This is a genomic window from Aureimonas fodinaquatilis (assembly GCF_008369445.1).
Taxonomy (GTDB): Bacteria; Pseudomonadota; Alphaproteobacteria; order Rhizobiales; family Rhizobiaceae; genus Aureimonas; species Aureimonas fodinaquatilis.
In genome coordinates, this window is sequence record NZ_VTWH01000001.1 from 187,350 (window position 1) to 208,669 (window position 21,320).

Genomic DNA, 21,320 nt, shown 5'->3' on the forward strand with positions numbered 1-21,320 from the left:
TCAGATAATTTCAATTCAGGGCGCATTCCCCCGTTGCAGCGAAATCGCTTCAACGAGGGACAGTGCTTTATAACACCTTTGGCAAAGGCTGTGCAGCATCCGCCGCTTCGGCTTTGGCCGGCTTGGTGGATGCCACGCGGCGCGGTGCTGGCTTGGAAACCTGCCCCCACCAGTCCAGGTACCGGGCCAGACCAAACTGTATGGAAAGTCCGGCTGCAACCAGAATCGTATCGTAGGCTATGGTCGTGTCATGCCCGAAGCGCAAAGCCTGCGCCCACAGCGACAGAAATGTGCCAACGGCGAACACTGGAAGTGAATGGCGCCCCAGCATCGTCAACGGATTGTCTCTGCCGACCCTGGAAATTGCCGTGAACGAGGGCGCATACGCCAGGACATAGACCAGTGCCGCAAGGTGCAGCAGACGTGGCACCGAAGCAAAGGTTTTATCGAAGCCAACAAACAGCGATGGCAAGGGTATCATCCGCTCCAGATACCACCAGCGGAAAGCGATGAACGCCCAGGAAAACAACAACCAGGCAACGGCTACCGCATAGAGCTTGGGCGAATAGGCAACAGCAGCGCGCCCGCGCAGTTTCTCAAAGCCGCAATACAACCCCATGGCAAAAATCAACTGCCATGAGAACGGGTTGAAAAACCAGCCACCGGCATTTGGATAGTTTGGAATGTTCAATCGCAACATTCCGGCCGCAAGCCAAACAGCCACGGAAGCTGCCAGAAACCCCTTCAGCCCGATCAGCCGGATGCAGAACAGCATGACGGGAAGCAGGAGCAGCAACGCACTGTAGAGCGGCAAAATGTTCAGGTAACCAAGCTGATTGCCCAGTGTGGCCACGCCATACAAAGCATCAAGAGGTTGGGTCAACAAGGTGCCAAGCCCGATCTGCCGAAGGATTTCGCCATTGCCGCGCGCCATCGCAAACCAGATGAACAGCGAAATGACCGACATCGTCAGGGCGATGTGCACCAGATACAAAACGCCGGAACGCCGTGCGGCCTTCAGTGAGGCAACCAGTGGCGAACCTTCCAGATACAGCCGGCCATAGGCAAAGGCGCTGGCCAGGCCGGCCAGAAACACAAACCCTTCGGCTGAGTCGGAAAAGCCAAAATTGCGGCTGGTGAAATGCTCCCACATAATGCCGGGAATGTGGTTTACGAAGATCATGACCAGAGCTATGCCCCGGAAAAAATCAACGCGGTAATCCCTCTCCGGCCGGAGAAATGCTTTTTCAGAAATGCTCATTGTCTCCAGCCCTTTAACCTTGGGCTACCGTGAGTGTTGGTCCCGGCTGCGAGTCCCTTCGCAGTGAAGATAGGGTGCTGGCCGAACGGGCAAGCCTGTCGCGCCATGCATAGGACGCCAGGATCACGGGTTCGGGAGCAATTTCAAACGGTGTCGCAAAGATCGACAGACGTTGGGCAATTCGACCCAGAGCCGGATTGCCGGTCAGCGAAATGAAAAAGGGCGATACCACAAGCGGAAGCCCGATTGGCAGCATCCACAGAAACAGGTTGGTGGCGTAAATGAAGGTGGTGGACAGGAGAACCGCCCCGGCAATGACCATCCACCAGCTTGCCGCAAATGCGGTGCTGAGAGGCAATCCCTCGTCATCACGATCGGTGGAAGGCCAGCCACTATCACGCGCCATCAAAATTTCGGCAACGGCTTTTGATTGAAACAGCATCATAATCGGCGCAAGGGCGCTGGTCAGGATCAGTTCGCAGGTTGCACCCATCAGCACTGCAATGCCACCGCCAAAGCGTTTTGCCCGGTGCGACAGGGCTGTGCGAAACGCTATCAGTGTTTTGGGAAGAAGCAGCAATGTGAAAATGCCAAGCAGCAACAGCAGCGCCTTGCCGGTTTCCGGACGTGGAAACACCGGGAACAGGCTGTCTGTCGGGAAGTAGTTGGGGGCAGTGGCCAGAATTGGATCCAGCATGGAAACAATCAGAAACATGAGCCAGATGGGCGAGGCGGCATAAGCCATAATGCCGCAAATCATGGCAACCCGGCTCCAGAACGACAGCCGGGGCGCGCCAATCAGCAAACCGTGCTGCAGATTGCCCTGACACCAGCGCCGGTCGCGCTTGGCATATTCGATCAGATTGGACGGGGCTTCTTCAAACGAGCCCTCAAGATCGGGCTCCACACGCACTTTCCAGCCTTCACGCGCCAGCAAAGCTGCTTCAACGAAATCGTGGCTTAAAATATGCCCGCCGAAGGGCGGTACACCCGGCAAATGCGGCAGCCCGCAGCTCTGGGCAAAAGCCCTGATGCGGATGATCGCGTTGTGACCCCAGAACGGTCCCTCGCGCCCCTGTAAAGCGGCGATCCCGCGCGAGAAAAACGGCGAATACAACGCAGCGGAGAATTGCAGCGCTCGTCCAAAAATCGTGCTTCGGTTGATGATCAACGGCTGGGTCTGCAGCAAGGCCAGCTCCTGGTCGTCATCCATCCGCGCAACCATTTCCACCATGGTTTCAGGCCGCATCAGGCTGTCTGCATCCAGCACCAGCATATATTCGTAGGCACCACCTTGCTGCGTCACAAACTCTGCAACATTGCCTGCTTTGCGGTTGGTGTTCTTTTCCCGGTGGCGGTAATAGAGGTGGGTGCCAGTTTCCAAGGCCCCCGCAACTTCAAAAACCGTACGACGTTCTTCATCCACGCAGTCGGCGCGGGTGGAATCGGACAGGACAAAGAAGTCAAATCCAGCCAGTCTGCGTATGCGGCGCAACCCTTCAAGCATGGCGGCAACACGCGCCATGACCGCACCAGCATCTTCATTATAGACCGGCATTAAAATTGCAGTGCGGTTGCGCGAAACCGCAGGCAAAACACCGGCGCGGCGGCGCTTATGCGCTCTGGAAAAGAAAATACCGGCTACTGCAGTATTGAAACCCCAGGCCAGCCAGACGCAGCAGACGATCAACAAGCCAATCTGAACGAAATGCAGCCACGTGGCACCATTGGCCGTAATGACCGTGGCAAACAGCACACCGGCCAATACAGCAAGCACAAACGCGGCAAGCGCGAAGACAAATCTTCCAATGACGACCAATGTTTTAAGTCCAGTCAGTTTGCCGGAGTTTCGTGCAGATGCGAATGCGAGACGGCGCTGTAGTGTGAACGCATGATTGGCCTCTCGGGCATTTCCAGCGTGGCAACGCGTGGCGGCAGAACCAGCTTGCGCAGGAATGCCAGCGCTTTGCGTTTGCCTATCCGGGCCGCCAGAAGCACGACGGCAGGCTCTGGCCCATGGCGGCCTTCAAAAGCCAGCCGTTCCGCAATGGCCTGCAGAACCTGCTGTTCCGTAAGGTCAGGTCGCCCCACAAGCTCGCCTGCCGGCAAAGCGGCGGCTGTCAGTTGATCCATGCGAATATCCATGAGTGCGGTCATTGGCCGATCCATTGATAAAGCCATGTTTCGCTGACAACGCGCCCGGCAACCGAAAGTTTCGCTCGCAATTCAACTGGCGCGGAGTCAAGCTTTTCCAACTCGATAGAAAGCCGCCAGCCCCCGGATGGTAGCCGGCTTACCCCGATATGCTCAACTCTGGCATTCTGCGCCACATCCACCAGCGGTTCAACCACCGTTCCACCCGGCATGTTGGCAGCCGTGCCGCCTTCGAAATTGATTTCGAAACGTCGTGTGTTGACATCCCCGGTCTGTGCGGCGTTGCCACCCAGTCCGGCGAAGCTGCCCGTGATCACTGCCAGATCGCTGCGTTTCTCGTCAAGTGTACCCCAGCGCATCCGATAGCGAAATTCGTATTCGCTGCCGGCTTCAGGTCGTTCTTCCGGTACCCAGAAGGCCACAATATTATCATTGATTTCGGATTCGGTTGGAATTTCGACCAGTTGCACGACCCCGCGTCCCCAGTCACCCAACGGCTCAACGATCAGAGACGGGCGCACCTCGTAACGGGCTTCCACATCCTGATAGTGGTCAAAATCGCGGTCCCGCTGCAATAGCCCGAAGCTTTTGGGTGAGGATTCGCCAAAATAACTCAAGGCCAGCTCTGTCGGGTTCTTCAGCGGTCGCCAAAGCTTCTCACCGTTCACCCGCTCAATGAACAGGCCGTCACTGTCATGCACCTCGGGTCGGAAATCCTCCCGCTCCGGATGATCATTCTCGCCGAAGAAATACATCGACGTGAGAGGTGCAACGCCCAGGCGCTCTACCGGCTGGCGGAAATACAACCGCTTCGTCACGTCGATCACGGTTTCTGCGCCGGGGCGGATATCAAATGCGTAGGCACCCGTCAGGCTGGGGCTGTCCAGTTCGGCATAAATGCGAATTGATTCTTCGCCCGGTTTGGGCTGCACGATATAAAAAGCCGAAAACCGCGGGAATTCTTCTGCCACGCTGGTGGCCGTGTTCAGCGCAAGACCGCGGGCGGAAAGGCCATAGCGGTTGCCCATGCCCAAAGCGCGGAAATAGCTGGCGCCCAGAAAGGACACCAGCTCGTCGAACCTGTCTGGAAGATCCAGCGGATAATTCAATCTGAAGCCTGCCACGCCGGGCAAAGGCAATTCGTTGAACTGGTTGGCATCCAGCGGTGCGAGAAACTCAAAATCAGCACCTGAAAACGGGTAGAGTGAGAAGCGGGTGCCATCACCAATATGAACGCGAGTCGTAGCCTTGTACAAAAAGCCAGGGAAATAGGCCTGCATGTGAAAATTGAACGGATCGTTCAGCCAGACTGTTCTGTCCCGCCGGTACAGAATGCGCCGATAGGAATCATAATCCAGTCCCTGAATGGGGGGCGGCAGGTCACTTGGCGGCGGCGAATAGGGCTGGGCAGCCCGATTCCGCATTGCAGCAGAAAGTGCATCGAAGCTGAAATTGTTCAGATCCACCACGGTTGCAGCCTCTCGCGCAACGGCCTCTGCCGCAGGCACTTCAGCCGGCGCAGCGGGCACCGGCGCGGGCTCTGCGTCCTGTGCGAAAGCACTGCGGGACAGCAGCGTGGAAAGAACGCCAGCAAGGGCATATTTCAAGGCGCTTCGCCTTGTGGGAGCGTGGAAAAAGTTCACCGGTTCGGAAATCTTCTTTTCAGGGCCTGTGCGCTTTGTGAGCATACGCAAAAAAACCAAATTTACCAGCGCCGCATTGGGCGATGATGTCTGTTTACAGCATTATCGATGAACGACTTCTGAACCATTTGCGCAGAAGCGTCTTCAATATGGTTGTTGCGTTAGATGCGTATCAAGGCAAAGCTTGGGCCGCTTTGCGCTCTTGTTGAGCTAGAGCGGTTAGATCAGAAAAAAAGAGGCAGGCAATGGCTGATGTCAGGGTTATTTGCGCCATAGGGCAGAGCGGGCAACTAGGGCTGGATGGTCAATTGCCCTGGGAAGGTGCCCGCGAGCGTGCATTTGTGGAGGATGTAGAGCGCTTTTTTGAGATCACTCAGGGCCATGTGTTGATTGCCGGTCCGAAAACCACCGCATCATTCCCGGATTTTGTGCGCCGCACCAGAACCATTGTCGAGATTCGCAGATCTGACGACCCGCAAAACATTCTGGCGCGATTTGCCGACAGGGTGGTCTATGTTGGAGGCGGACCCGCTGTCTGGGATGTTTATGCACCCTTTGTAAGACACTGGGACATCAACAGGATGCCCTATGACGGACCAGCAGACCGTTGGTTCAAGCCGGAATGGCTGGTTGCCGTAGGTGCACAGCGCTGACAACCGATAGAAAATTTTCGATGATCCGCAAGCCATCCGGAGTCAGCACCGATTCCGGATGAAATTGAATTCCATATGTCGGGTGCTGCCGATGGCTCAGCGCCATGATCTCGCCCTCCGCAGATCTGGCGTCGATTCGCAACTGGCTCAACATGGCCGGCGTTTCACGCACGATCAGCGAATGGTATCGCCCGCCCGTTGCCGGGTGCGGTAAACCGGCAAACAAGCCTTCCCCCGTATGTTCCAGCACGGAAGCCTGGCCATGCAACGGGCGGTGAGCACGGGTAACCTCGCCGCCGAAGGCGGCACCGATGACCTGATGTCCGAGACAAACACCCAGTATCGGCAGCTTGCCGGAAAGTGCCTGAACAATCGGCAGTGACGCGCCAGCCTCAAGCGGGCTGCATGGGCCGGGAGAGACAACCAGCGCCTCTGGCATGTCGGCCATCAGTGATTCTGCCGACACATCATCATTGCGCACAACCTGCACCGTCTGGCCAAGCCGTTCAAAGTATCGCGCGATATTGAAAACGAAGCTGTCATAATTATCGATGATGAGAATCATGTGTCTGCTCCCGCAAAGGCTTGCAGCAGACGCGCTGCCTTGGCGAAGCTTTCATCATATTCCCCGGCGGCATCAGATAGAATGGTGATTCCGCCGCCGGCCGAAAAACTGGCCCGGTTCTGCGCAATGCTGACAGTGCGTATCGCAATATTCAGATCCATCGCCCCATCGAAGCCGATATAGCCGATTGCCCCGCAATAGACCCCGCGCAGGCGGTTCTCGATTTCAGTGATGATGTCCATGGCGCGAATTTTCGGTGCGCCGGTGATCGATCCGCCGGGAAAGGTTGCCGCCACCAGATCAAGCGCATCATATCCTGTCCGCAATTCTCCCGTTACGGCCGAAACGAGGTGGTGCACCGATGCGTAGGTTTCCAGCCCGCACAATACTGAAACATTGACCGATTCCGGGGTGCAGACGCGTGAAAGGTCATTGCGCAGAAGATCGACAATCATGATGTTCTCGGCCCGGTCCTTGACCGATGCCTGCAACGCCGCGGCAGTTTGTGCATCGCGCACCGGGTCTTTTTCCCGCCGTGCCGTGCCTTTGATCGGACGGGTTTCCACGTTTCGGCCCTGAAGTCTGATGAACCGCTCAGGCGAGGATGACGCAATGATTTGGCCGGGTGTTTCCAGATAGGCGGCAAATGGCGCGGGGTTGGTTTGCCGCAACCGCGCATAGAATGCCATGGCGTCGAAATCCGAAGGCAAATCTGCCTCAAAGCACTGGGCGATGTTGGCCTGATAAATATCGCCGGCACGAATGTAGTTCTGCACCCGTTCAATAGAGGCGGCATAGGTCTGAGGCGTAAAATCTGATTTGAAACTGGTGACAAGCGGATTTTCAGCCAAAGCCCGCGGTGCACGGGCCAATGCTGTTTCAAACAGTTCCAGCCGTTTTTCTGCTTGTGCCTTGCGGTCACGCAGCGGCGAGGAATTGTCCAGCGTTTCCGAAAATCCGGTACTGATCAGGAAACATTTGTTACTGTGCAGGTTGATGGCGAGCACGGTGTCGTAGAGCGCCAGATAAGCGAGGCGTGCAGCATTGTGCCAGTCTTGCGGCCGGTCCAGCCGCTCAAGAGTCTGGCCGAAATCATAGGCAAAATACCCGATCGCACCGCCGATAAAGGGTGGCATATCCGGCTCAGGAGCAATTCTGTACCGTGCGAGCAAAGCCCGTAGGGCATTCAGATCTCCTTCGCCCGGTCGTGCCTCGAATTCAGCGAAAGGCGCCGCCGCTACGAAGCTGTAGAGTGACTGTTTTGAATCGCCAAGGGCACTGTCCAGAAATGCAACTCCGCCAAGGGGTTGCAGTCTGCGTGCGGCCTCAAACGGGTCGGCAAATTCAAGCGAGCGTATCCACATCTAACTTCACTGGCACATGCATGGCTGTAACGTCAAAACGTCTTGGCCCAATGATACAATCAGGCAATGGAAACCGTCAAAAGTCACCGGTCATGATGAAATTTTATACTGCGATTAAATGACGAGCAGAAATTGCTGCCCACCATCTTTAATTGTTTTTTATGCGTTTAAGGGTTGCAAATCGTTTGAATCCGACCAATCTTCCAGCCAGTTCGCCGTGACAGTTTCGCCGTGACGATCAGTCATTAGTTGCCTGTAAGTGATGGGCAAGAGGTATCTGCATAAGACGCGATTGCGTCTGGCAGGTTGCAACGGAGAGGATAAGGTCTTGAAGACTCGTCTTGTCAGTAAACCCCAGATTGAAATCAACCAAGGTGATCATGATACCGTGGACAGCCCTGCCAGCGCAGCACGGGAGGCCGCCTATCCGGCATTTTTCCACGGAGTGGGATTTGCTTTCAGCGCAATTGAAAGCACGCGCAAAAACTGAAGCGTTGCGCCAGATCTATCGATCATCCGCAATGCTCTAACTCTGCTGTTCACTGGCCACCAGGGCCGGGCGGACAAGACCACCCGGGCGGTTCGACAGAAACCTGCCCGTGTGGTGCCAGATCCGCATACCGGTCAGCCTCCCTGTCAGGCACGCCCCGGTGTCAAGATTGACCCTGTTCGCTTCATAGATTGGCTGTTCCACCGGAGTGTGCCCATGCACAACGAGCCGGTCGAGCAGGTGCGATTGCGAGTAAAATTCCGAGCGGATTGTTGTCAGAAGCGTGTCGCCCTGTTTTTCAAGCGGAATGTTTGGCATAAGTCCGGCATGCACGAACAAATATCCCGGGGCTTCAATAAACACTGCCAATGATTTCAGAAATTGCAGATGCGCGAGTGGGATATTCTTGCGCACAAGCACGTTCAGCGCTTCCTGCCCGGCCGCGGTCTGATCGTACTGGCTCACGTCCACTCCGTAGGATGCCAGAGTTTGCGCTCCGCCATAGCCCAGCCACTCGGCCAGCCTGACCCGCCCTTCCAGATAATCCAGCATCATCAGTTCATGGTTGCCAGCAAGGCAGAACCTGACAAAGCCCTGTGGCGGTGGCTGCATCAAATGATCAATGACACCGGAAGACGCAGGGCCTCTGTCAACGTAATCACCCAGCATGATGATCAGCTTGTCGCCGGGAAAATTGGCTGCGTCGATGATGATCTGTTGCTCCAGTGCGCGCAGTTCATCAAAACAACCATGAACATCACCGATAGCGTAGGTAACGCAGTCCAGGTGTTCCAGTCCGATGCGCTTCAACGCATTGCGAGGTGCCTCTTCAGACTGCGGAGAACTTCGCGACAGGTTTTTCATTCAACAGGTCCACCCGTTCTGTGCAATTCCTGACTGTTTAACGGTTTGGCACAGAAATTCACGGCTTCCAACCGCAAGTTGTTGGTTGCGCGCACCAAGTTTATTAGTCCCGGAAGCTTGACGTTACTCCTTCGAAGGCAATTTCACATTTGTAGATTGATCTGATGGAGGTTTGCATGGACGGCGTGGGTTGGATTGCAGCAATTATTATCGGTGGGTTGGCAGGCTGGCTCGCCACAATGTTCATGAAAAGCGACACTGGCGTTTTCATGAACATCATTCTGGGCATCATTGGCGCGGCAGTGGCCAGCTTCCTGTTTGGCATTCTTGGCATTTCGTTTGGTGGCTGGCTTGGCTACCTCGTTGCCGGATTCGTTGGAGCTTGCATATTGATTGCGCTGGCGCGAGCCATTCGTGGAAATAGTGCTCGTGTTTGACGTCATTTTGTGACAACGCAAATACTCGCCTGCCCATCGGGGCGGGCGAGTATTTAGCAGGAGGGGGCGGTGGCAACAGGTCTGATTGCGCTGCTGGACGACGTTGCGGCCATAGCCAAGGTCGCAGCCGCATCACTGGATGATGTGGTGGCACAATCTTCGCGAGCCGGGTTGAAGGCCGCCGGCATCGTTATTGACGACACGGCGGTTACACCAAGATATGTCGTCGGTTTTGCTGCAGATCGGGAATTGCCGATCGTAGGGCGCATCGCCCTTGGCTCTTTGCGCAACAAACTTCTGTTTCTGCTTCCAGCGGCATTGGCGCTCAGCGCCTTCGCTGCGTGGTCCATTACGCCACTTCTCATGCTGGGTGGATTGTACCTCTGCTATGAGGGAGCGGAAAAGGTTCTGGAGGTCGTCTGGCCTCATGACGCTTCACATGGCACCGACCATGCCGCCCAGCCTCAGAATGCCGCCGCGCTGGAAGAGGAAAAAGTGCAAAGCGCCATCCGCACAGATTTTATTCTGTCTGCGGAAATTATGGCCTTAACCCTGGCAACCATCACCGTTGGTGGCTTTGCCATGCAGGCCACGGTTCTGGCCGTGGTGGGTATTCTTGTAACCGCAGGCGTTTATGGGGCCGTGGCGTTGATCGTCAAGGCGGATGATGCCGGTATGGCCATGGCAGCCAGCCAGCTCCGCACGCCGGTTGTGGGTGCGGCTATCCGGGCGATGGGCAGGGGCCTTGTCCTCGGTATGCCCTATCTTCTCAAAGTTCTGGCATTTGTTGGCACCGCTGCCATGCTGTGGGTTGGTGGTGGAATTCTGTTGCACGGGCTGGAAGCCTACGGGATTTCCGGTCCCGCACACTGGATTGAAGGTGTGTCCGAAACTGTCGGCCATGCCGTGCCGGTTGGCAGTTCGGTGCTTGGCTGGTTAAGCGGAGCCGCAATAGCCGGAGTTATCGGCCTTGTTGCAGGCGTGGCCACAATACCGGTGGTCCAGTATCTGCTGGCACCGGTTTTCACTGCAGTCCGGCAGAGCGGTATTTTCAAACGGGCGGCGTAGAACTTACCGGTCTATTGAGCAGTCCCTGCCAGCGGCGCGGGAGGAATCGGCGGTGCCTTGTTCTGCCGAGAAGCAGTGGCAACCGGGGCAGGCGGTTTCACAGCCTTCGCCAATGTCTCGTCACGCAGATATTGAGCTTTCACCCAACCGGTGAAAATTCCGGCGTCCACCCTCTGCCACTCGCCCTTATTGTCCACCACCCGCACTTTCTGCCCGGCATCCAATGTCGTGCGTATCGACGCTGTGGTGGATGGCTCTGCGCGCAGTTGCACGCGCGTTGTCGTCAGCGCGGGCTTGGGTTGCAGGCGTGATGCGGGGGCGGAGGCGGGTGCAGCGGCTTGCTGTTTTACAGGTTTGGCGGGCGCAGTTTGCGGCCGGGGCGTGGTCAGTGAAGCTTGTCTCTGAGTCTGCGTGTTTGGCGTGGCTGTGACCGGTTGACGAGCTGCAACTCGTGGCGCTGACGGAGCTGCGGGTTTGGCTTGCTGCTGCGCAAAGTTAAGTTGGCGCATTGCACTGTCCAGCAAAGTGGGGTTGCTGGAATGCACGATCCAGCCAATCGCAACGACACCCGCTATCCACCAGCCCATGCCAATGCTGGATTTGGCGGGGCTCTTGCGCGTGGTTTTCCGGCGCGGCTTTTTCATGACTCAAACCTTCTCAGCTGCGTGGATTGCTGTCGTCGTGAAAATAGCGGGCAAGCCGAACCAATTGGTTAATGTCACCACGGTTTGGCGGGCGATTCGTTTCGGGATTGTCACACGAGGGACCCGCAGGTTCGTCAAAACAACAGCCGGGCGAGCGTGAAATATTTTATTTTCGACGCTGCCGATTTTCGGTCTGCTTTCGACGAATCATGGCTGTGCGGATTCGGTGCAAGCCACAGCGAACATAAACCTCTGGCCACACCTCGCCACTTTCATTACCCTTGCCAATGCCAGTAGAAGGACTTTGCATGGTAAAATATTATTTGATGTATGTAATTTTATGCACTAATTTAGTTAAATAGTAGTTTTTTCGCTTAAATCAGCTTGGTTTTGTATGCTTTCGGTTGGTCGTTGCAGGTCAAAACAAGACGCGCAATTTGCTCGCACGCGTTTAAGAAACGCCCCTCGCTCAGTCACGCAACCTCCTCGAAAATCGATTCTACGACGTCCCAAAAGAGCGCCGGGCTGTTGCTTGGCGTAAACTTTTTCGGCCATTGCGGGGGTGTTCTCACACGATATCAAATGTAGATATTTCTTCGTGTTTTGACATTACGGCTGTTATATTACGTCAGGCTGTATGTCGACATTAGTTGACATCATGTCGTTAATAAAATACAAATTTGCTAGATCGGCGCTGGTATGCAAACATTTCGTATTGCACGACATACAGATTTCAAAAAAACGGAGACATTATAGTGGGTAAAGATATTAATGGCTTGGGCGGTGATGACTTTAAGGCGGCAGACAAAGCCGAAGACCTTCTAGGTCGTCAGCGCGCAAAGCGGATTTTCAGCGAACGGCTTAAGGAGCTAATGAGAGAGAAAAATTGGTCGCAGTCTGAATTGGCCCGACGTTCAAATTTGAGCCGGGATAGAATTTCAGTTTACCTGCGCGCGGCAGCGCTCCCTTCTGCGTCGGCCTTAAAAATGTTGGCTTCTGCTCTGGATGTTACGGTGGAAGCGCTCATGTCTACAGCTACCTCCGCACACGGCATTGACAATGAGCTTAAAGGACAGACGCCGTTTCAATTAAAGGTCATCCCTGGTAGCGGGCACCTCGCGCTCATCAAAGTGTACCAAACTGTGTCACTTAAAACCGCGTTGAAAATTGCAGAGTTGTTGGCGAACGACGAACCTAACCCATAAGCGGCGCAGAAAGAGCTTCTGATTCTGCGCACCTGCCTGAACTGGCACACAGACACCAAATGCGGCCGGGCCAAGCTACTCGCGCCTGCTGACATTCCGACGTCAGCTTGCCAGTAGCTCCAGGGCCGCGCATGCGTTGGCTGGGCCTGACAGGCTTCGGGGCTTGCCCGGGGTGCATGTCACCGGGCTCGATGTACATCGGCTTTGGAGAGCCCGGCGTTTGGGGCGCGGGCGGGAATGGCGCGAACTCTCCAAACTGGCTTCGCAAAGCTTTTGACAATCGCTCTGCTAGCTCGCTTGCCGGGGCTGCGCCGTCGGTCACGGGCGGCAAGGCAGCGGCAGGCCTAGACCCGGCCACAGCCGGACCTCGGTTCGCTGCCTTTGCTATTTGCGCAACAGCAAGACAGGCAACGTCATAGGCATGCTGAAGGAAAAGCGGCAGCCGATGCTCGCCGCACCGCGCTGGGATGAAACGAATTGGATACGGGTGTATAAAGGCACAACAGCCTCTGCCTGACACCGCAGAAAAATAAATTTTAGCAAAATGCCGGAAAGAATCACTCCGGCTTTTGCGTTTCTTGTGGGCGGAGGCCGAATTGAGCATTCAACACAGGGGAGGTTGATTCTAAATAGCTCTCGAATGTGCGCAAAAAGGTGCGCAAATTCCGTATGTCGGCCCGTTATATGCCATCTATCGGAGTGAGAAGCGCAAGCAAAAGCAGCGCTCTAGCTGGTGCTGCGAGAGAGGATTGAACTCTCGACCTCTCCATTACCAATGGAGTGCTCTACCACTGAGCTACCGCAGCGTTTTTGCCAACGGCGGCTCTATTACATAGCCAGACCGTAAGCGCAAGCCGTGCGGGCAAACCATATTCTCACCAGATGCAAAAGAAGGGCTGGACACGGAAAAAACGCTTGCCTATAAGGCGACCACTCCTGCCGCATGCCGGTTCGCGAATTTGACCGCAACATGCAAGGCAGCGGGCCTAGGTAGCTCAGTTGGTAGAGCATGCGACTGAAAATCGCAGTGTCGGCGGTTCGATCCCGTCCCTAGGCACCACTTCATTTTCCAGGATGCTGAACTCGTCTGCTCAATTGCACTCCGTGGGCTTCATCACCCCTCGCACCATATCTGCGTGCTTTGTGCAAAGCTGCCCTATCATTTAATGGGAGCGTTATGTGCGGGAGATCTGCGCGTCGTGTTTCTCAATTTCGTCCGAGATGTTGGCAGCGGTCCGCACAACGCCCTGGATGAGCGATGGCAGCCTGCTTTCCAGATCGACCTGCTTTGCGTCTGTCACCAGACTGATGCTTGCGACGACAACCGACATGCGCATGATTGGGGCGGCAATGCCGACGCGCCCGGAGCCCACCTCCGATGAGGTGACAGAATAGCCCTGCCGGCGAACCACCTTCAACGTCTCGCGCATTTCCGCATAAGATGCAGCACCGGTTCGGCGAAGCTCTTCCTCGTTGCGAAGGTAAAGCGCCTTCAATGCGCGTTCGGGGAGAAAGGCCAGTATGGCCTTGGCGGGCGCTCCAACGAAGAGCGACATTGCCGCTCCTCGCTCATAGCTGACAGGCAGGTGGGGCGCGTCGCCATCCCGCTTGTGAACGCTCATGATCCGATCTCGAAACCGGCGGCACATGATCACGCTGGCGGCTTGTGATGCCAGTTGCAGCAATTCGGCCATCGGGCCGTCCGCAATGTGGATCAGCGGATCGCTCTGGCGGATGAGCCGATCGAAATGAATGAAGGCTGGTCCGAGCGCGTAGCCGGCACCTGTTACCGGATCGAGAAACTCGGCCTGACTGAGTTCGCGCACGTTGCGATAGGCGGTGCGTACAGACATGCCAAGCGCTGCAGCAATGTCCTCCACCGTCAGTACCACACCATCGCCATCGAACAGCTGAAGGATGTTCAGGAGGTTGTTTTGACTGGCCATTTTGTATCCGGATCGGGCTTTCGGCCTGCCAATATAGTCATATGAGAAATTTTGCAAATATACAAAATTGACAAAATACGACAATTGAGATTGATTGTTCAAATAGGGCAATTATAGTCAGCCACAAGCAAAATTCGCGACAACGCAACGGACAGATCAGGAGCAAATATGAGACCTTTCAAATTCATCACTGCATGTTTCGCTGCGGCCACGATAGCGTTCGCCTCACCCGCAGCCATAGCCCAGGAAAAGCATCAGGTGCGGGTCGCCATGCTTGGCCCCAGCTCGCTTCTCTGGCTTCATGCCATCGCCAAGGATCAGGGCTTTTATGACGCCCATAACATCGAGGTGCAGGAACTCATTGCATCGACCAGCCCTGCGCTTCTTCAGGCAGTATCGAGTGGCAGCGTTGAAGCGGGTGTGTCCGTTGCGGACCTTGCCATGCGTGCGATTGATCAAAATGCGCCGATCATCATTTCCGGTGCCGTTCTGGGTAAGTCCATTCTGCGCTTCGTTGGTGGTAAGGGCGTGGAAACGGTTGCCGACATCGATGGCCGGCCGGTTACGGCGGGTGGCGTGCAGGGTGGAACCGCAAATCTTCTGCGATACCTGATGAATGAGAATGGCGCGGACGGTACTGGCGCCCAGCTGGTTGCCATGGCGAACTCCCGCGACCGCATCGTGGCAATGCAGAACGGGCAGGTTGCAGCATCCCTTCTGATCGCTCCGTTTGATTCCATGGCCCAGCGGGACGGTATGAAAGTGCTCGGCGACTATACTGAGGACTATCTTCAGACACCGCTCATCTTGAACACTGCCTGGGCGAAGGATAACCGCGAGGCCGCAATCGGCATTACGCAGGCAACGCGTGATGCGGCCAACTGGATTTATGATCCGGCCAACAAGGAAAAGGCGATCGATATTCTGGCCGCTTACACCAATGTTGATCGCGCACTCTGCGAAGAATCCTATGCTTTCATCGTGGAGCAGCAGAAGGCCATTGGAGCAGGGTTGGAAGTCACAGCCGCTAGCCTCGAAAATCTGATGAAAATCAGCGACGCCGTGGGCGCATCGCGTGAGAGTGACCAGACCTTCGATCTCTCGCGCTACTACGATCCGAGCTATCTCGCCGGAAACTGAAACGCTGAACCGGAACCGCGCATCCAACCTTGATGCGCGGTGGCCGGTGGCATTTTCCAAGTGGATATCATGCGTATTCCCGTGACCCTGCTGACCGGCTTTCTGGGCAGCGGCAAGACAACTTTGCTCAACGCCTGGCTTCGCGATCCCTCGCTTGCGGATGCCGCGGTCATCGTCAACGAATTCGGCGAGATCGGCATCGACCATGCTCTGATTGCGGCCAGCAATGACAACACCATCGAACTGAGCACCGGCTGCCTCTGCTGCATGGTGTCGGGCGATCTGGTCAACACGTTGCGCGAACTGAACGAAAAACTCGCCCGTGGTGACGTTCGACCGTTCAACCGGGTCTTTATCGAGACCACGGGCGTTGCCGATCCTGTTCCGGTTATCCAGTCTCTCATGACGTTTCCGGTGGCCGGTCGCTATGTTCTCAACCGCGTGGTGACCGTTGTCGATGCTGTCCAGGGCGAACGCACGCTGAATGATTTCCAGGAAGCATCGCGCCAGGTCGCGGTGGCGGACGACATTATCCTGTCCAAGGTCGATCTGGCTGCGGAGCACGCATCGGTCGTGGCAAAAATCCGCTCCCTCAATGCGTCAGCACGACTTATGGAATCCAGTGTGGCCGAACCGGTGCTGCCTTCCGATCTTCTGGCGCCCGGTGCGTTCAATCCGGTTGGCAGCGTGGTGGACGTCGAAAAGTGGATGGCGGATGCGGGCTTCTCGCCTGGTCAGGCTGCACATGGCGGACATGGCCATCACCACCACCATCATCACGACAGCGTTTTCACCACCTTTACGCTCGAATTCGACGAGCCGCTTGAATGGTCGCATGTCGCCCATTGGCTCGATGCGCTGGTTATCGCCCATGGCAGCGATCTGCTGCGCGTGAAAGGCATATTCGACATCGCCGGCAAATCAAAGCCGATCGTGCTTCAAGCGGTTCAGACGCTGTTTCATCCGCCCTTTGAACTGCCGCACTGGCCGCAGGGCGAACGCCGATCACGCGTGGTTTTCATAACGCGCAATCTCTCAAGGGAATTTGTTGTCGAGGTTCTCGATACGCTGCGCGGACGCGCGCCAGAGGCCAAACAGGCCTGATCCCTTTTCCAGTCGAACATGAAGGAATGCAAGATGGACACGCTTATCAAAAACGGAACCATTGTCGTGCCGGAAGGTCGGTATGAGGGCGATATCGCCATTGCCGACGGCAAGATTGCCGCCATCTATGAGCCCGGCAAAGCGCCGGAAAATGAAGCAGCTGAAATCATTGATGCAGCAGGTCTGGCGGTGTTTCCAGGAGTCATCGACATGCATTCGCATCATCGGCAGGGCTCAAAGCCCGGCTTTGAATACAAGGACACAATCTACACCTCGACGCAGCAATGCGCGGCTGGCGGCGTGACGACTTCGGTTGCGATGCCGAATGTGACGCCGCCGCCAAACACAATGCAACTTCTGCAAGACCAGTTCGCCGTCTACAAAACTGATGCGATTGTGGACTGGAACTTCAATCCCGCTCCGACCATCATCGACGAAGTGCCAGCTATGGCAACAGCGGACATTGCAGCATTCAAGTTTTTCATGGTGGTGGATACTGGCCGCGATTATCCGCACATGCCAGGCATCGGTGTGCATGATCACGGCAAGATCCTCGAGATCATGCTGGCATGCGCCAAGGAAGGCGTTCCGTTGATGGTGCATCCGCATGATCAGGCGCTGATGGATATCATCGAGCAGGAATTCTGGGCGCGTGGCGAACGCGATGCTCTTGCCTATGCAAAAGCCTATGCGGCCTATGACGGCGTCATCTGGGAAACGGCAATCGCTACACTGCTGCGTCTTCAAAAAGCGGCCGGATGTCACCTTCATATATTGCACACACAGACAGCCGGCAGTGTCGATCTGATCCGCAAGGCAAAGGCCAATGGCCAGAAGGTCACCTGCGAGATCAATCCATGGGCATTGTTCCTCGGCTGCGACTGGTCTTCGATCCAGCGGCTCGGTTCTTACGCGTTGTCATACTGGGTGCCGGAAAAGAATGTGCCGGGACTTTGGGAAGGTCTCATTGACGGGACCATCGACATTGTGGCGACCGATCATGCGCCTCATATGCGAGAGGAAAAGGAAATCGGCTGGACCGATGGCTGGAAGGCTCACACCGGCACGCCATCAGCCCAGTTCTACCTCAGCATGTTCGTAACAGCCGCGCTTGAAGGCAAGATTCCCCTCGAGCGCGTTTCGGAAGCCACCTCGGCGTCTCCGGCCCGGCTGTTCGGCCTTACAAGCAAAGGCCGCATTGCGGAAGGATATGATGCCGATCTTGTTCTCGTCGATCTCGAAAACGAGTATGAAATCCGCGACGAGGATGTGCTTAGCCTTTCGGGCTGGAGCCCCTATGCCGGGCGCAAGCTCAAGGGCAAGCCAGTGCGCACTGTCCTGCGCGGCCACACCATCTTTCTGGATGGCAAGGTCGTGGGAGAAAAGGGATATGGTCGGCAGGCCAAGGCGGTTCACGGAGCCCGGGCCTGATGAGCCTTTTGCATTGCCCCGACAATGACGGCAAAACGATAGCGGCAACTCTGGCTGGCTGGCTGGTGAGGCTGGATGCGTCCACAATTCCCGGGGAGGCGGTGACCGCCGCTCGCCGGGCGTTGATCGACGTTGCCGGGGTGATGCATGCAGGACTTGATATGCCCCTTGCCCGCCTTGTTCGCGAGGAAGCCATTCAGGAAAGCGCTTCGGGGCCGGCAAGCGTGCCGGGCACCGGGCTGCGGTTTGCGCCCGTGGTCGCGGCCCGTGTGAACTCGACAGCCGCCCATGTCCTGGACTTTGACGCAAATTTCAACCGCGGAATGGTCTTTGGCCCGGCGGTGCTGTTTCCGGCGCTGCTTGCGCTTGGCGAGGCGGAAAACACTGACGGCAGCACGGTGCTGAACGCGTTCGCGATCGGCACGGAGGTTTGCCGGACTCTGGCCGAGAGCTTGTCCCCGCGGCCTTACACGAAGTCGCGGGACAGCCTGTTCTATCTTGGTTGGTTCAACACCGGAGTGCTAGGGCCGATTGGCGTGGCCGCCGCCTGCGGCTGGATGATGAAGCTGCCTGCTGAGCAGATGCGCAACGCCATCGCCATTGCGGCGGTGCAGGCTTGCGGTCTCAGAATCGGGGTCGGTTCCGATATGAAGCCGTTGATGGCGGCACGGGCTTCAGAAACAGGACTGCGCGCTGCATTGCTGGCACGCAGGGGAGTGTTGGCGCCTGCCGATGCAATGGAAGGGCACCGGGGGTTCATTCAGGTTGTTAATGGCGGGAAATGGACGCCGGACGCGTTCGACGCCCTTGGCAGCTTCCAGGATGCAGGCCCCTCGTTCAAACTGTACCCCGCCTGTTCTTCGGTTCAGGCTGCAGCCGAGGCGCTGGATGCCATTCTCCAGCAAAGCGGCATTGCGGGCGAACAGGTCGAAACCGTCACATGCGAAGTAACAAACCATATCGCCAGCAACCTGGCCTTTGATGATCCACAGAACGTTACACAGGCGCAATTCTCCATCTCTTATGCGCTTGGCTGCATTCTTGCAGATGGCGAGTTTTCATATCGACATCTGACTGCCGAAAAGCTCGCATCGCCTGCCATACGAAGTGCGATGACGAAAATCAGCATGCAAGCTACTCTGGACTTCGATGACGAGGTGCTGGAACGCGCATCGCCGGAGGCCACGCGCGTGATTGTTCGCACCAGTCAGGGTGCCGTGCACGACATGCGCCTGAATGCATCCACGGGAAAACCGGTAAACCCGATGAGCGACGAGATGCTGGAAAGAAAGTTTCTGTCGAACACCCGCGACAGGCTCGGCATGCCCGCTGCCAAGGCGTTGCTGGCAAGGCTGAATGGCATTGATCAGATAGGCAACCTGCAAGATCTGTTTTCCAGAGCGGGAGAACCGGCATGAAGTTGGCGATTCTCGGCGCGGGCGCAATGGGGCTGACCGCGGCGGCTGTCGCAACGTCTCGTGGCCACGAAGCCGTTCTATGGTCGCCGTCTGGCAAATCGACGACTGGCCTTGCCGAAAAAGGGTTCGTCACCTCCACCGGTGCGATCGAGGGCAACTGGCCCGTGAAGTTCGGCAACAGCATCGACGAAACGCTGGCCAATGCAGACGCAGTTCTTCTGGCCGTTGATGCCAATGGGCACCGGGGGGTGATGGAAGCGGCTGCGCCTCATATGAAGTCCGGCGTACCGTTCATCGTCAGCGCCGCGCATTCGCTGAGTGGCCTTTATCTGGCGCAACTTTTGGCCATGCGCGGAACCGATGCCCCCGTTGTTTCATGGAACACCAGCGCAGGAACGGCCCACCGCACCGCAAACGGCGCTGTTGATATACGCGTGGTGCGTTCCCGCATTGAGGCGTCAGTTACGCCGGCAAGTGCATCCGCCGATGCAATGGCCATGTGTCGGGCACTGTTCCCGGCGCATTTCGAAGAACGGGCCAGCGCGCTTGAGATCGGGCTTCTTGCCAATTGCAATCCGGTGTTTCATGTGCCGGTCTGCCTGGCGAACATTGCGCGTATTGAGAACGGGGAGCATTGGGCGCCCTATGAACAGACCACACCCGCCGCAGGGCGTCTGATGGAAGCGCTGGACGGCGAACGGATTGCCATAGCGAACGCGTATGGTTTCGATATTCATTCGGTGAATGAGCATTTCCACCGCTCTTTCAAAACGCCTCTGGCCAGCATGGATGTCATGAATGCGACGCTTCATGCCGTTGGTCGAGGGCCGAAAGGCCCGATGAGCGTTCAGCATCGCTATCTGATGCAGGACATACCTTACGGTCTTGTCTTTGCCGCCGCTGTCGGGCGCATCGCTGCAGTGCCGACGCCAGTCCACGATGCCACTATTCTTCTGGCGAGTACGATGCTCGATTTCGATTTCGCCGGGGCCAACACCATCCTCGAAGCGCTGGATCTGGGCGAAATGTCTCGAAACGAGCTTACCGCATTTGCAAACAGCGGGCACAGACCAACCATGGATCTCCGTACGGGAACAAGCCAATGACTTTTTGGGATCGCACCTACCTTTTTCTGCAGGGAGACAGCCGGACCAGCGCGCTTGTTCGCGTCGGGTTTTCGGTCGCCCTGGTCCTGCTTGTCTGGGAGATACTGACGGCGACGGTGGTAACCAATCGGCTTTTGCTGGTGCCGCCGCTTGAAGTGTTCGAGGCGCTCAGCCGCGAATTTGCGAACGGCAATGTGTGGAAAAACGGTGCTGCCACCGGGCTGGCCCTTCTGATCTCGTTTCCGGTTGCTGTGTTTATAGGTGTCGCAGGCGGATTGATCCTGGCATCAAACCGGCTTTTCTCGCTGACTGCCGGCCCGATGCTGATGGCCCTGTACTCGGTGCCCGTTGTCGCGCTGGCGCCCCTGTTCATTGCCTGGCTGGGTCTGGGCTTTGCATCGAAGTTCGTCATTGTATCGCTGGTGGCGGTGTTCCCGGTGCTGGTCACAACCGAAGTGGGCCTTCGCGCCACTGATAAAGGGCTGGTGGACGCGGCACGTTCGTTCAACGCGAATGGCTGGCAGATTTTCACGACGGTCACACTGCCCTATGCACTTCCATACGTTGTCAGCGGCGTGCGTGTGGCCTGGGCGCGCGCGCTGGTTGGAATTGTCGTCGCGGAATTCTTCGGATCCTTCGCCGGTTTCGGCTTTGCCATTCTTGCAGCAGGCCAGACTTTCGATACGGCAACGCTGCTTGCCTACGTCATTTTGCTGGGTGCAATGGGCGTGATCGGCAGCCTGTTCTTCGAGAGCGCGGAGCGCCGTCTTGCGCCCTGGCGGCATGAGTAGACCGGGTGACCATGCCGAACAAAATTTCTTCACTGT

At 56.6% G+C, this 21,320-nt stretch carries 20 protein-coding genes and 2 tRNA genes; 12 read left to right on the forward strand and 10 right to left on the reverse strand.

The window, feature by feature from the left end; all coding sequences use genetic code 11:
- Positions 1-67: 67 nt before the first annotated feature.
- Genes FPY71_RS00965 through FPY71_RS00975 form a run of 4 tightly spaced genes read right to left on the reverse strand, consistent with a single transcriptional unit; the run spans position 68 to position 5,022 of the window.
- A complete protein-coding gene (locus FPY71_RS00965; protein ID WP_149296727.1) occupies positions 68-1,261 on the reverse strand; it encodes an OpgC family protein in 1,194 nt (397 codons plus the stop codon).
- Positions 1,262-1,274: 13 nt separating this feature from the next.
- Positions 1,275-3,080 (reverse strand): glucans biosynthesis glucosyltransferase MdoH, encoded by a 1,806-nt coding sequence (gene mdoH, locus FPY71_RS00970; protein ID WP_246160082.1) that lies wholly within the window; start codon positions 3,078-3,080, stop codon positions 1,275-1,277.
- A 14-nt stretch (positions 3,081-3,094) separates the two neighbouring features.
- Positions 3,095-3,418 (reverse strand): hypothetical protein, encoded by a 324-nt coding sequence (locus FPY71_RS18620; RefSeq protein WP_246160083.1) that lies wholly within the window; start codon positions 3,416-3,418, stop codon positions 3,095-3,097.
- Positions 3,415-5,022, reverse strand: coding sequence for an OpgD/OpgG family glucan biosynthesis protein (locus tag FPY71_RS00975; RefSeq protein ID WP_246160084.1), 1,608 nt, complete (start codon positions 5,020-5,022; stop codon positions 3,415-3,417). The genes FPY71_RS18620 and FPY71_RS00975 overlap by 4 nt, the downstream gene beginning before the upstream one ends.
- A 281-nt stretch (positions 5,023-5,303) precedes the next feature.
- Between FPY71_RS00975 and FPY71_RS00980 the strand changes: the two genes are divergently transcribed.
- A complete protein-coding gene (locus FPY71_RS00980; protein ID WP_149296731.1) occupies positions 5,304-5,711 on the forward strand; it encodes a dihydrofolate reductase in 408 nt (135 codons plus the stop codon).
- Here the strand turns inward: FPY71_RS00980 and FPY71_RS00985 are convergent.
- Positions 5,671-6,276: an anthranilate synthase component II gene (locus FPY71_RS00985; protein ID WP_149296732.1), complete on the reverse strand. Its 606-nt coding sequence runs from the start codon at positions 6,274-6,276 to the stop codon at positions 5,671-5,673. The two genes, FPY71_RS00980 and FPY71_RS00985, sit on opposite strands and share 41 nt — an antisense overlap.
- Positions 6,273-7,640: an aminodeoxychorismate synthase component I gene (gene pabB, locus FPY71_RS00990; RefSeq protein WP_149296734.1), complete on the reverse strand. Its 1,368-nt coding sequence runs from the start codon at positions 7,638-7,640 to the stop codon at positions 6,273-6,275. The genes FPY71_RS00985 and pabB overlap by 4 nt, the downstream gene beginning before the upstream one ends.
- A 328-nt stretch (positions 7,641-7,968) precedes the next feature.
- On the opposite strand from pabB, the gene FPY71_RS18405 reads away from it, so the two are divergent.
- Positions 7,969-8,130: a hypothetical protein gene (locus FPY71_RS18405; RefSeq protein WP_188052166.1), complete on the forward strand. Its 162-nt coding sequence runs from the start codon at positions 7,969-7,971 to the stop codon at positions 8,128-8,130.
- A 36-nt stretch (positions 8,131-8,166) separates the two neighbouring features.
- Here FPY71_RS18405 and FPY71_RS00995 read toward each other — a convergent pair whose 3' ends face one another.
- Positions 8,167-8,994, reverse strand: coding sequence for a metallophosphoesterase (locus tag FPY71_RS00995; protein WP_149296736.1), 828 nt, complete (start codon positions 8,992-8,994; stop codon positions 8,167-8,169).
- Between the two features lie 176 nt (positions 8,995-9,170).
- On the opposite strand from FPY71_RS00995, the gene FPY71_RS01000 reads away from it, so the two are divergent.
- Both FPY71_RS01000 and FPY71_RS01005 read left to right on the forward strand, forming a co-directional pair.
- On the forward strand, positions 9,171-9,431 hold the full coding sequence (locus tag FPY71_RS01000) for a GlsB/YeaQ/YmgE family stress response membrane protein (RefSeq protein WP_149296738.1): 261 nt from the start codon (positions 9,171-9,173) through the stop codon (positions 9,429-9,431).
- Between the two features lie 69 nt (positions 9,432-9,500).
- Positions 9,501-10,499: a DUF808 domain-containing protein gene (locus FPY71_RS01005; RefSeq protein WP_149296740.1), complete on the forward strand. Its 999-nt coding sequence runs from the start codon at positions 9,501-9,503 to the stop codon at positions 10,497-10,499.
- A gap of 11 nt (positions 10,500-10,510) precedes the next feature.
- On the opposite strand, the gene FPY71_RS01010 is transcribed toward FPY71_RS01005, so the two are convergent.
- Entirely contained in the window at positions 10,511-11,143 is a 633-nt protein-coding gene (locus tag FPY71_RS01010) for an SH3 domain-containing protein (RefSeq protein WP_149296742.1), read from the reverse strand.
- A 755-nt stretch (positions 11,144-11,898) separates the two neighbouring features.
- Between FPY71_RS01010 and FPY71_RS01015 the strand changes: the two genes are divergently transcribed.
- Positions 11,899-12,348, forward strand: coding sequence for a helix-turn-helix domain-containing protein (locus tag FPY71_RS01015; protein ID WP_149296744.1), 450 nt, complete (start codon positions 11,899-11,901; stop codon positions 12,346-12,348).
- A gap of 731 nt (positions 12,349-13,079) precedes the next feature.
- On the opposite strand, the gene FPY71_RS01020 is transcribed toward FPY71_RS01015, so the two are convergent.
- Positions 13,080-13,154, reverse strand: a tRNA-Thr gene (locus tag FPY71_RS01020).
- 178 nt (positions 13,155-13,332) lie between these two features.
- Between FPY71_RS01020 and FPY71_RS01025 the strand changes: the two genes are divergently transcribed.
- Positions 13,333-13,408 (forward strand) — tRNA-Phe (locus tag FPY71_RS01025).
- A gap of 115 nt (positions 13,409-13,523) precedes the next feature.
- Here the strand turns inward: FPY71_RS01025 and FPY71_RS01030 are convergent.
- On the reverse strand, positions 13,524-14,294 hold the full coding sequence (locus FPY71_RS01030; protein ID WP_149296746.1) for an IclR family transcriptional regulator: 771 nt from the start codon (positions 14,292-14,294) through the stop codon (positions 13,524-13,526).
- A 168-nt stretch (positions 14,295-14,462) separates the two neighbouring features.
- Between FPY71_RS01030 and FPY71_RS01035 the strand changes: the two genes are divergently transcribed.
- The 6 genes from FPY71_RS01035 (at position 14,463) to FPY71_RS01060 (ending at position 21,284) form a co-directional block, all read left to right on the forward strand.
- The gene (locus FPY71_RS01035; protein WP_149296748.1) at positions 14,463-15,434 is read left to right on the forward strand and encodes an ABC transporter substrate-binding protein; all 972 of its coding nucleotides are present in this window, start codon (positions 14,463-14,465) and stop codon (positions 15,432-15,434) included.
- A 69-nt stretch (positions 15,435-15,503) separates the two neighbouring features.
- Positions 15,504-16,538: a CobW family GTP-binding protein gene (locus tag FPY71_RS01040; protein WP_149296750.1), complete on the forward strand. Its 1,035-nt coding sequence runs from the start codon at positions 15,504-15,506 to the stop codon at positions 16,536-16,538.
- A 33-nt stretch (positions 16,539-16,571) separates the two neighbouring features.
- On the forward strand, positions 16,572-17,969 hold the full coding sequence (locus FPY71_RS01045; protein WP_149296752.1) for a dihydroorotase: 1,398 nt from the start codon (positions 16,572-16,574) through the stop codon (positions 17,967-17,969).
- Positions 17,969-19,387 (forward strand): MmgE/PrpD family protein, encoded by a 1,419-nt coding sequence (locus FPY71_RS01050; protein WP_149296754.1) that lies wholly within the window; start codon positions 17,969-17,971, stop codon positions 19,385-19,387. The genes FPY71_RS01045 and FPY71_RS01050 overlap by 1 nt, the downstream gene beginning before the upstream one ends.
- Positions 19,384-20,493: an NAD/NADP-dependent octopine/nopaline dehydrogenase family protein gene (locus FPY71_RS01055; RefSeq protein WP_149296756.1), complete on the forward strand. Its 1,110-nt coding sequence runs from the start codon at positions 19,384-19,386 to the stop codon at positions 20,491-20,493. The genes FPY71_RS01050 and FPY71_RS01055 overlap by 4 nt, the downstream gene beginning before the upstream one ends.
- Entirely contained in the window at positions 20,490-21,284 is a 795-nt protein-coding gene (locus tag FPY71_RS01060) for an ABC transporter permease (RefSeq protein WP_149296758.1), read from the forward strand. The genes FPY71_RS01055 and FPY71_RS01060 overlap by 4 nt, the downstream gene beginning before the upstream one ends.
- The last annotated feature ends 36 nt before the right edge of the window (positions 21,285-21,320 follow it).

What these genes read in the sequence shown, in the direction of transcription:
- pabB (WP_149296734.1), bottom strand. Translation starts at nt 7,640, where the DNA reads ATGTGGATACGCTCGCTTGAATTTGCCGACCCGTTTGAGGCCGCACGC.
- FPY71_RS01030 (WP_149296746.1), bottom strand. Translation starts at nt 14,294, where the DNA reads ATGGCCAGTCAAAACAACCTCCTGAACATCCTTCAGCTGTTCGATGGC.
- FPY71_RS01035 (WP_149296748.1), top strand. Translation starts at nt 14,463, where the DNA reads ATGAGACCTTTCAAATTCATCACTGCATGTTTCGCTGCGGCCACGATA.
- FPY71_RS00995 (WP_149296736.1), bottom strand. Translation starts at nt 8,994, where the DNA reads ATGAAAAACCTGTCGCGAAGTTCTCCGCAGTCTGAAGAGGCACCTCGC.
- FPY71_RS18620 (WP_246160083.1), bottom strand. Translation starts at nt 3,418, where the DNA reads ATGACCGCACTCATGGATATTCGCATGGATCAACTGACAGCCGCCGCT.
- FPY71_RS01060 (WP_149296758.1), top strand. Translation starts at nt 20,490, where the DNA reads ATGACTTTTTGGGATCGCACCTACCTTTTTCTGCAGGGAGACAGCCGG.
- FPY71_RS01010 (WP_149296742.1), bottom strand. Translation starts at nt 11,143, where the DNA reads ATGAAAAAGCCGCGCCGGAAAACCACGCGCAAGAGCCCCGCCAAATCC.
- FPY71_RS01000 (WP_149296738.1), top strand. Translation starts at nt 9,171, where the DNA reads ATGGACGGCGTGGGTTGGATTGCAGCAATTATTATCGGTGGGTTGGCA.
- FPY71_RS00980 (WP_149296731.1), top strand. Translation starts at nt 5,304, where the DNA reads ATGGCTGATGTCAGGGTTATTTGCGCCATAGGGCAGAGCGGGCAACTA.
- FPY71_RS01050 (WP_149296754.1), top strand. Translation starts at nt 17,969, where the DNA reads ATGAGCCTTTTGCATTGCCCCGACAATGACGGCAAAACGATAGCGGCA.
- FPY71_RS01040 (WP_149296750.1), top strand. Translation starts at nt 15,504, where the DNA reads ATGCGTATTCCCGTGACCCTGCTGACCGGCTTTCTGGGCAGCGGCAAG.
- FPY71_RS00965 (WP_149296727.1), bottom strand. Translation starts at nt 1,261, where the DNA reads ATGAGCATTTCTGAAAAAGCATTTCTCCGGCCGGAGAGGGATTACCGC.
- FPY71_RS01045 (WP_149296752.1), top strand. Translation starts at nt 16,572, where the DNA reads ATGGACACGCTTATCAAAAACGGAACCATTGTCGTGCCGGAAGGTCGG.
- FPY71_RS01055 (WP_149296756.1), top strand. Translation starts at nt 19,384, where the DNA reads ATGAAGTTGGCGATTCTCGGCGCGGGCGCAATGGGGCTGACCGCGGCG.
- FPY71_RS00985 (WP_149296732.1), bottom strand. Translation starts at nt 6,276, where the DNA reads ATGATTCTCATCATCGATAATTATGACAGCTTCGTTTTCAATATCGCG.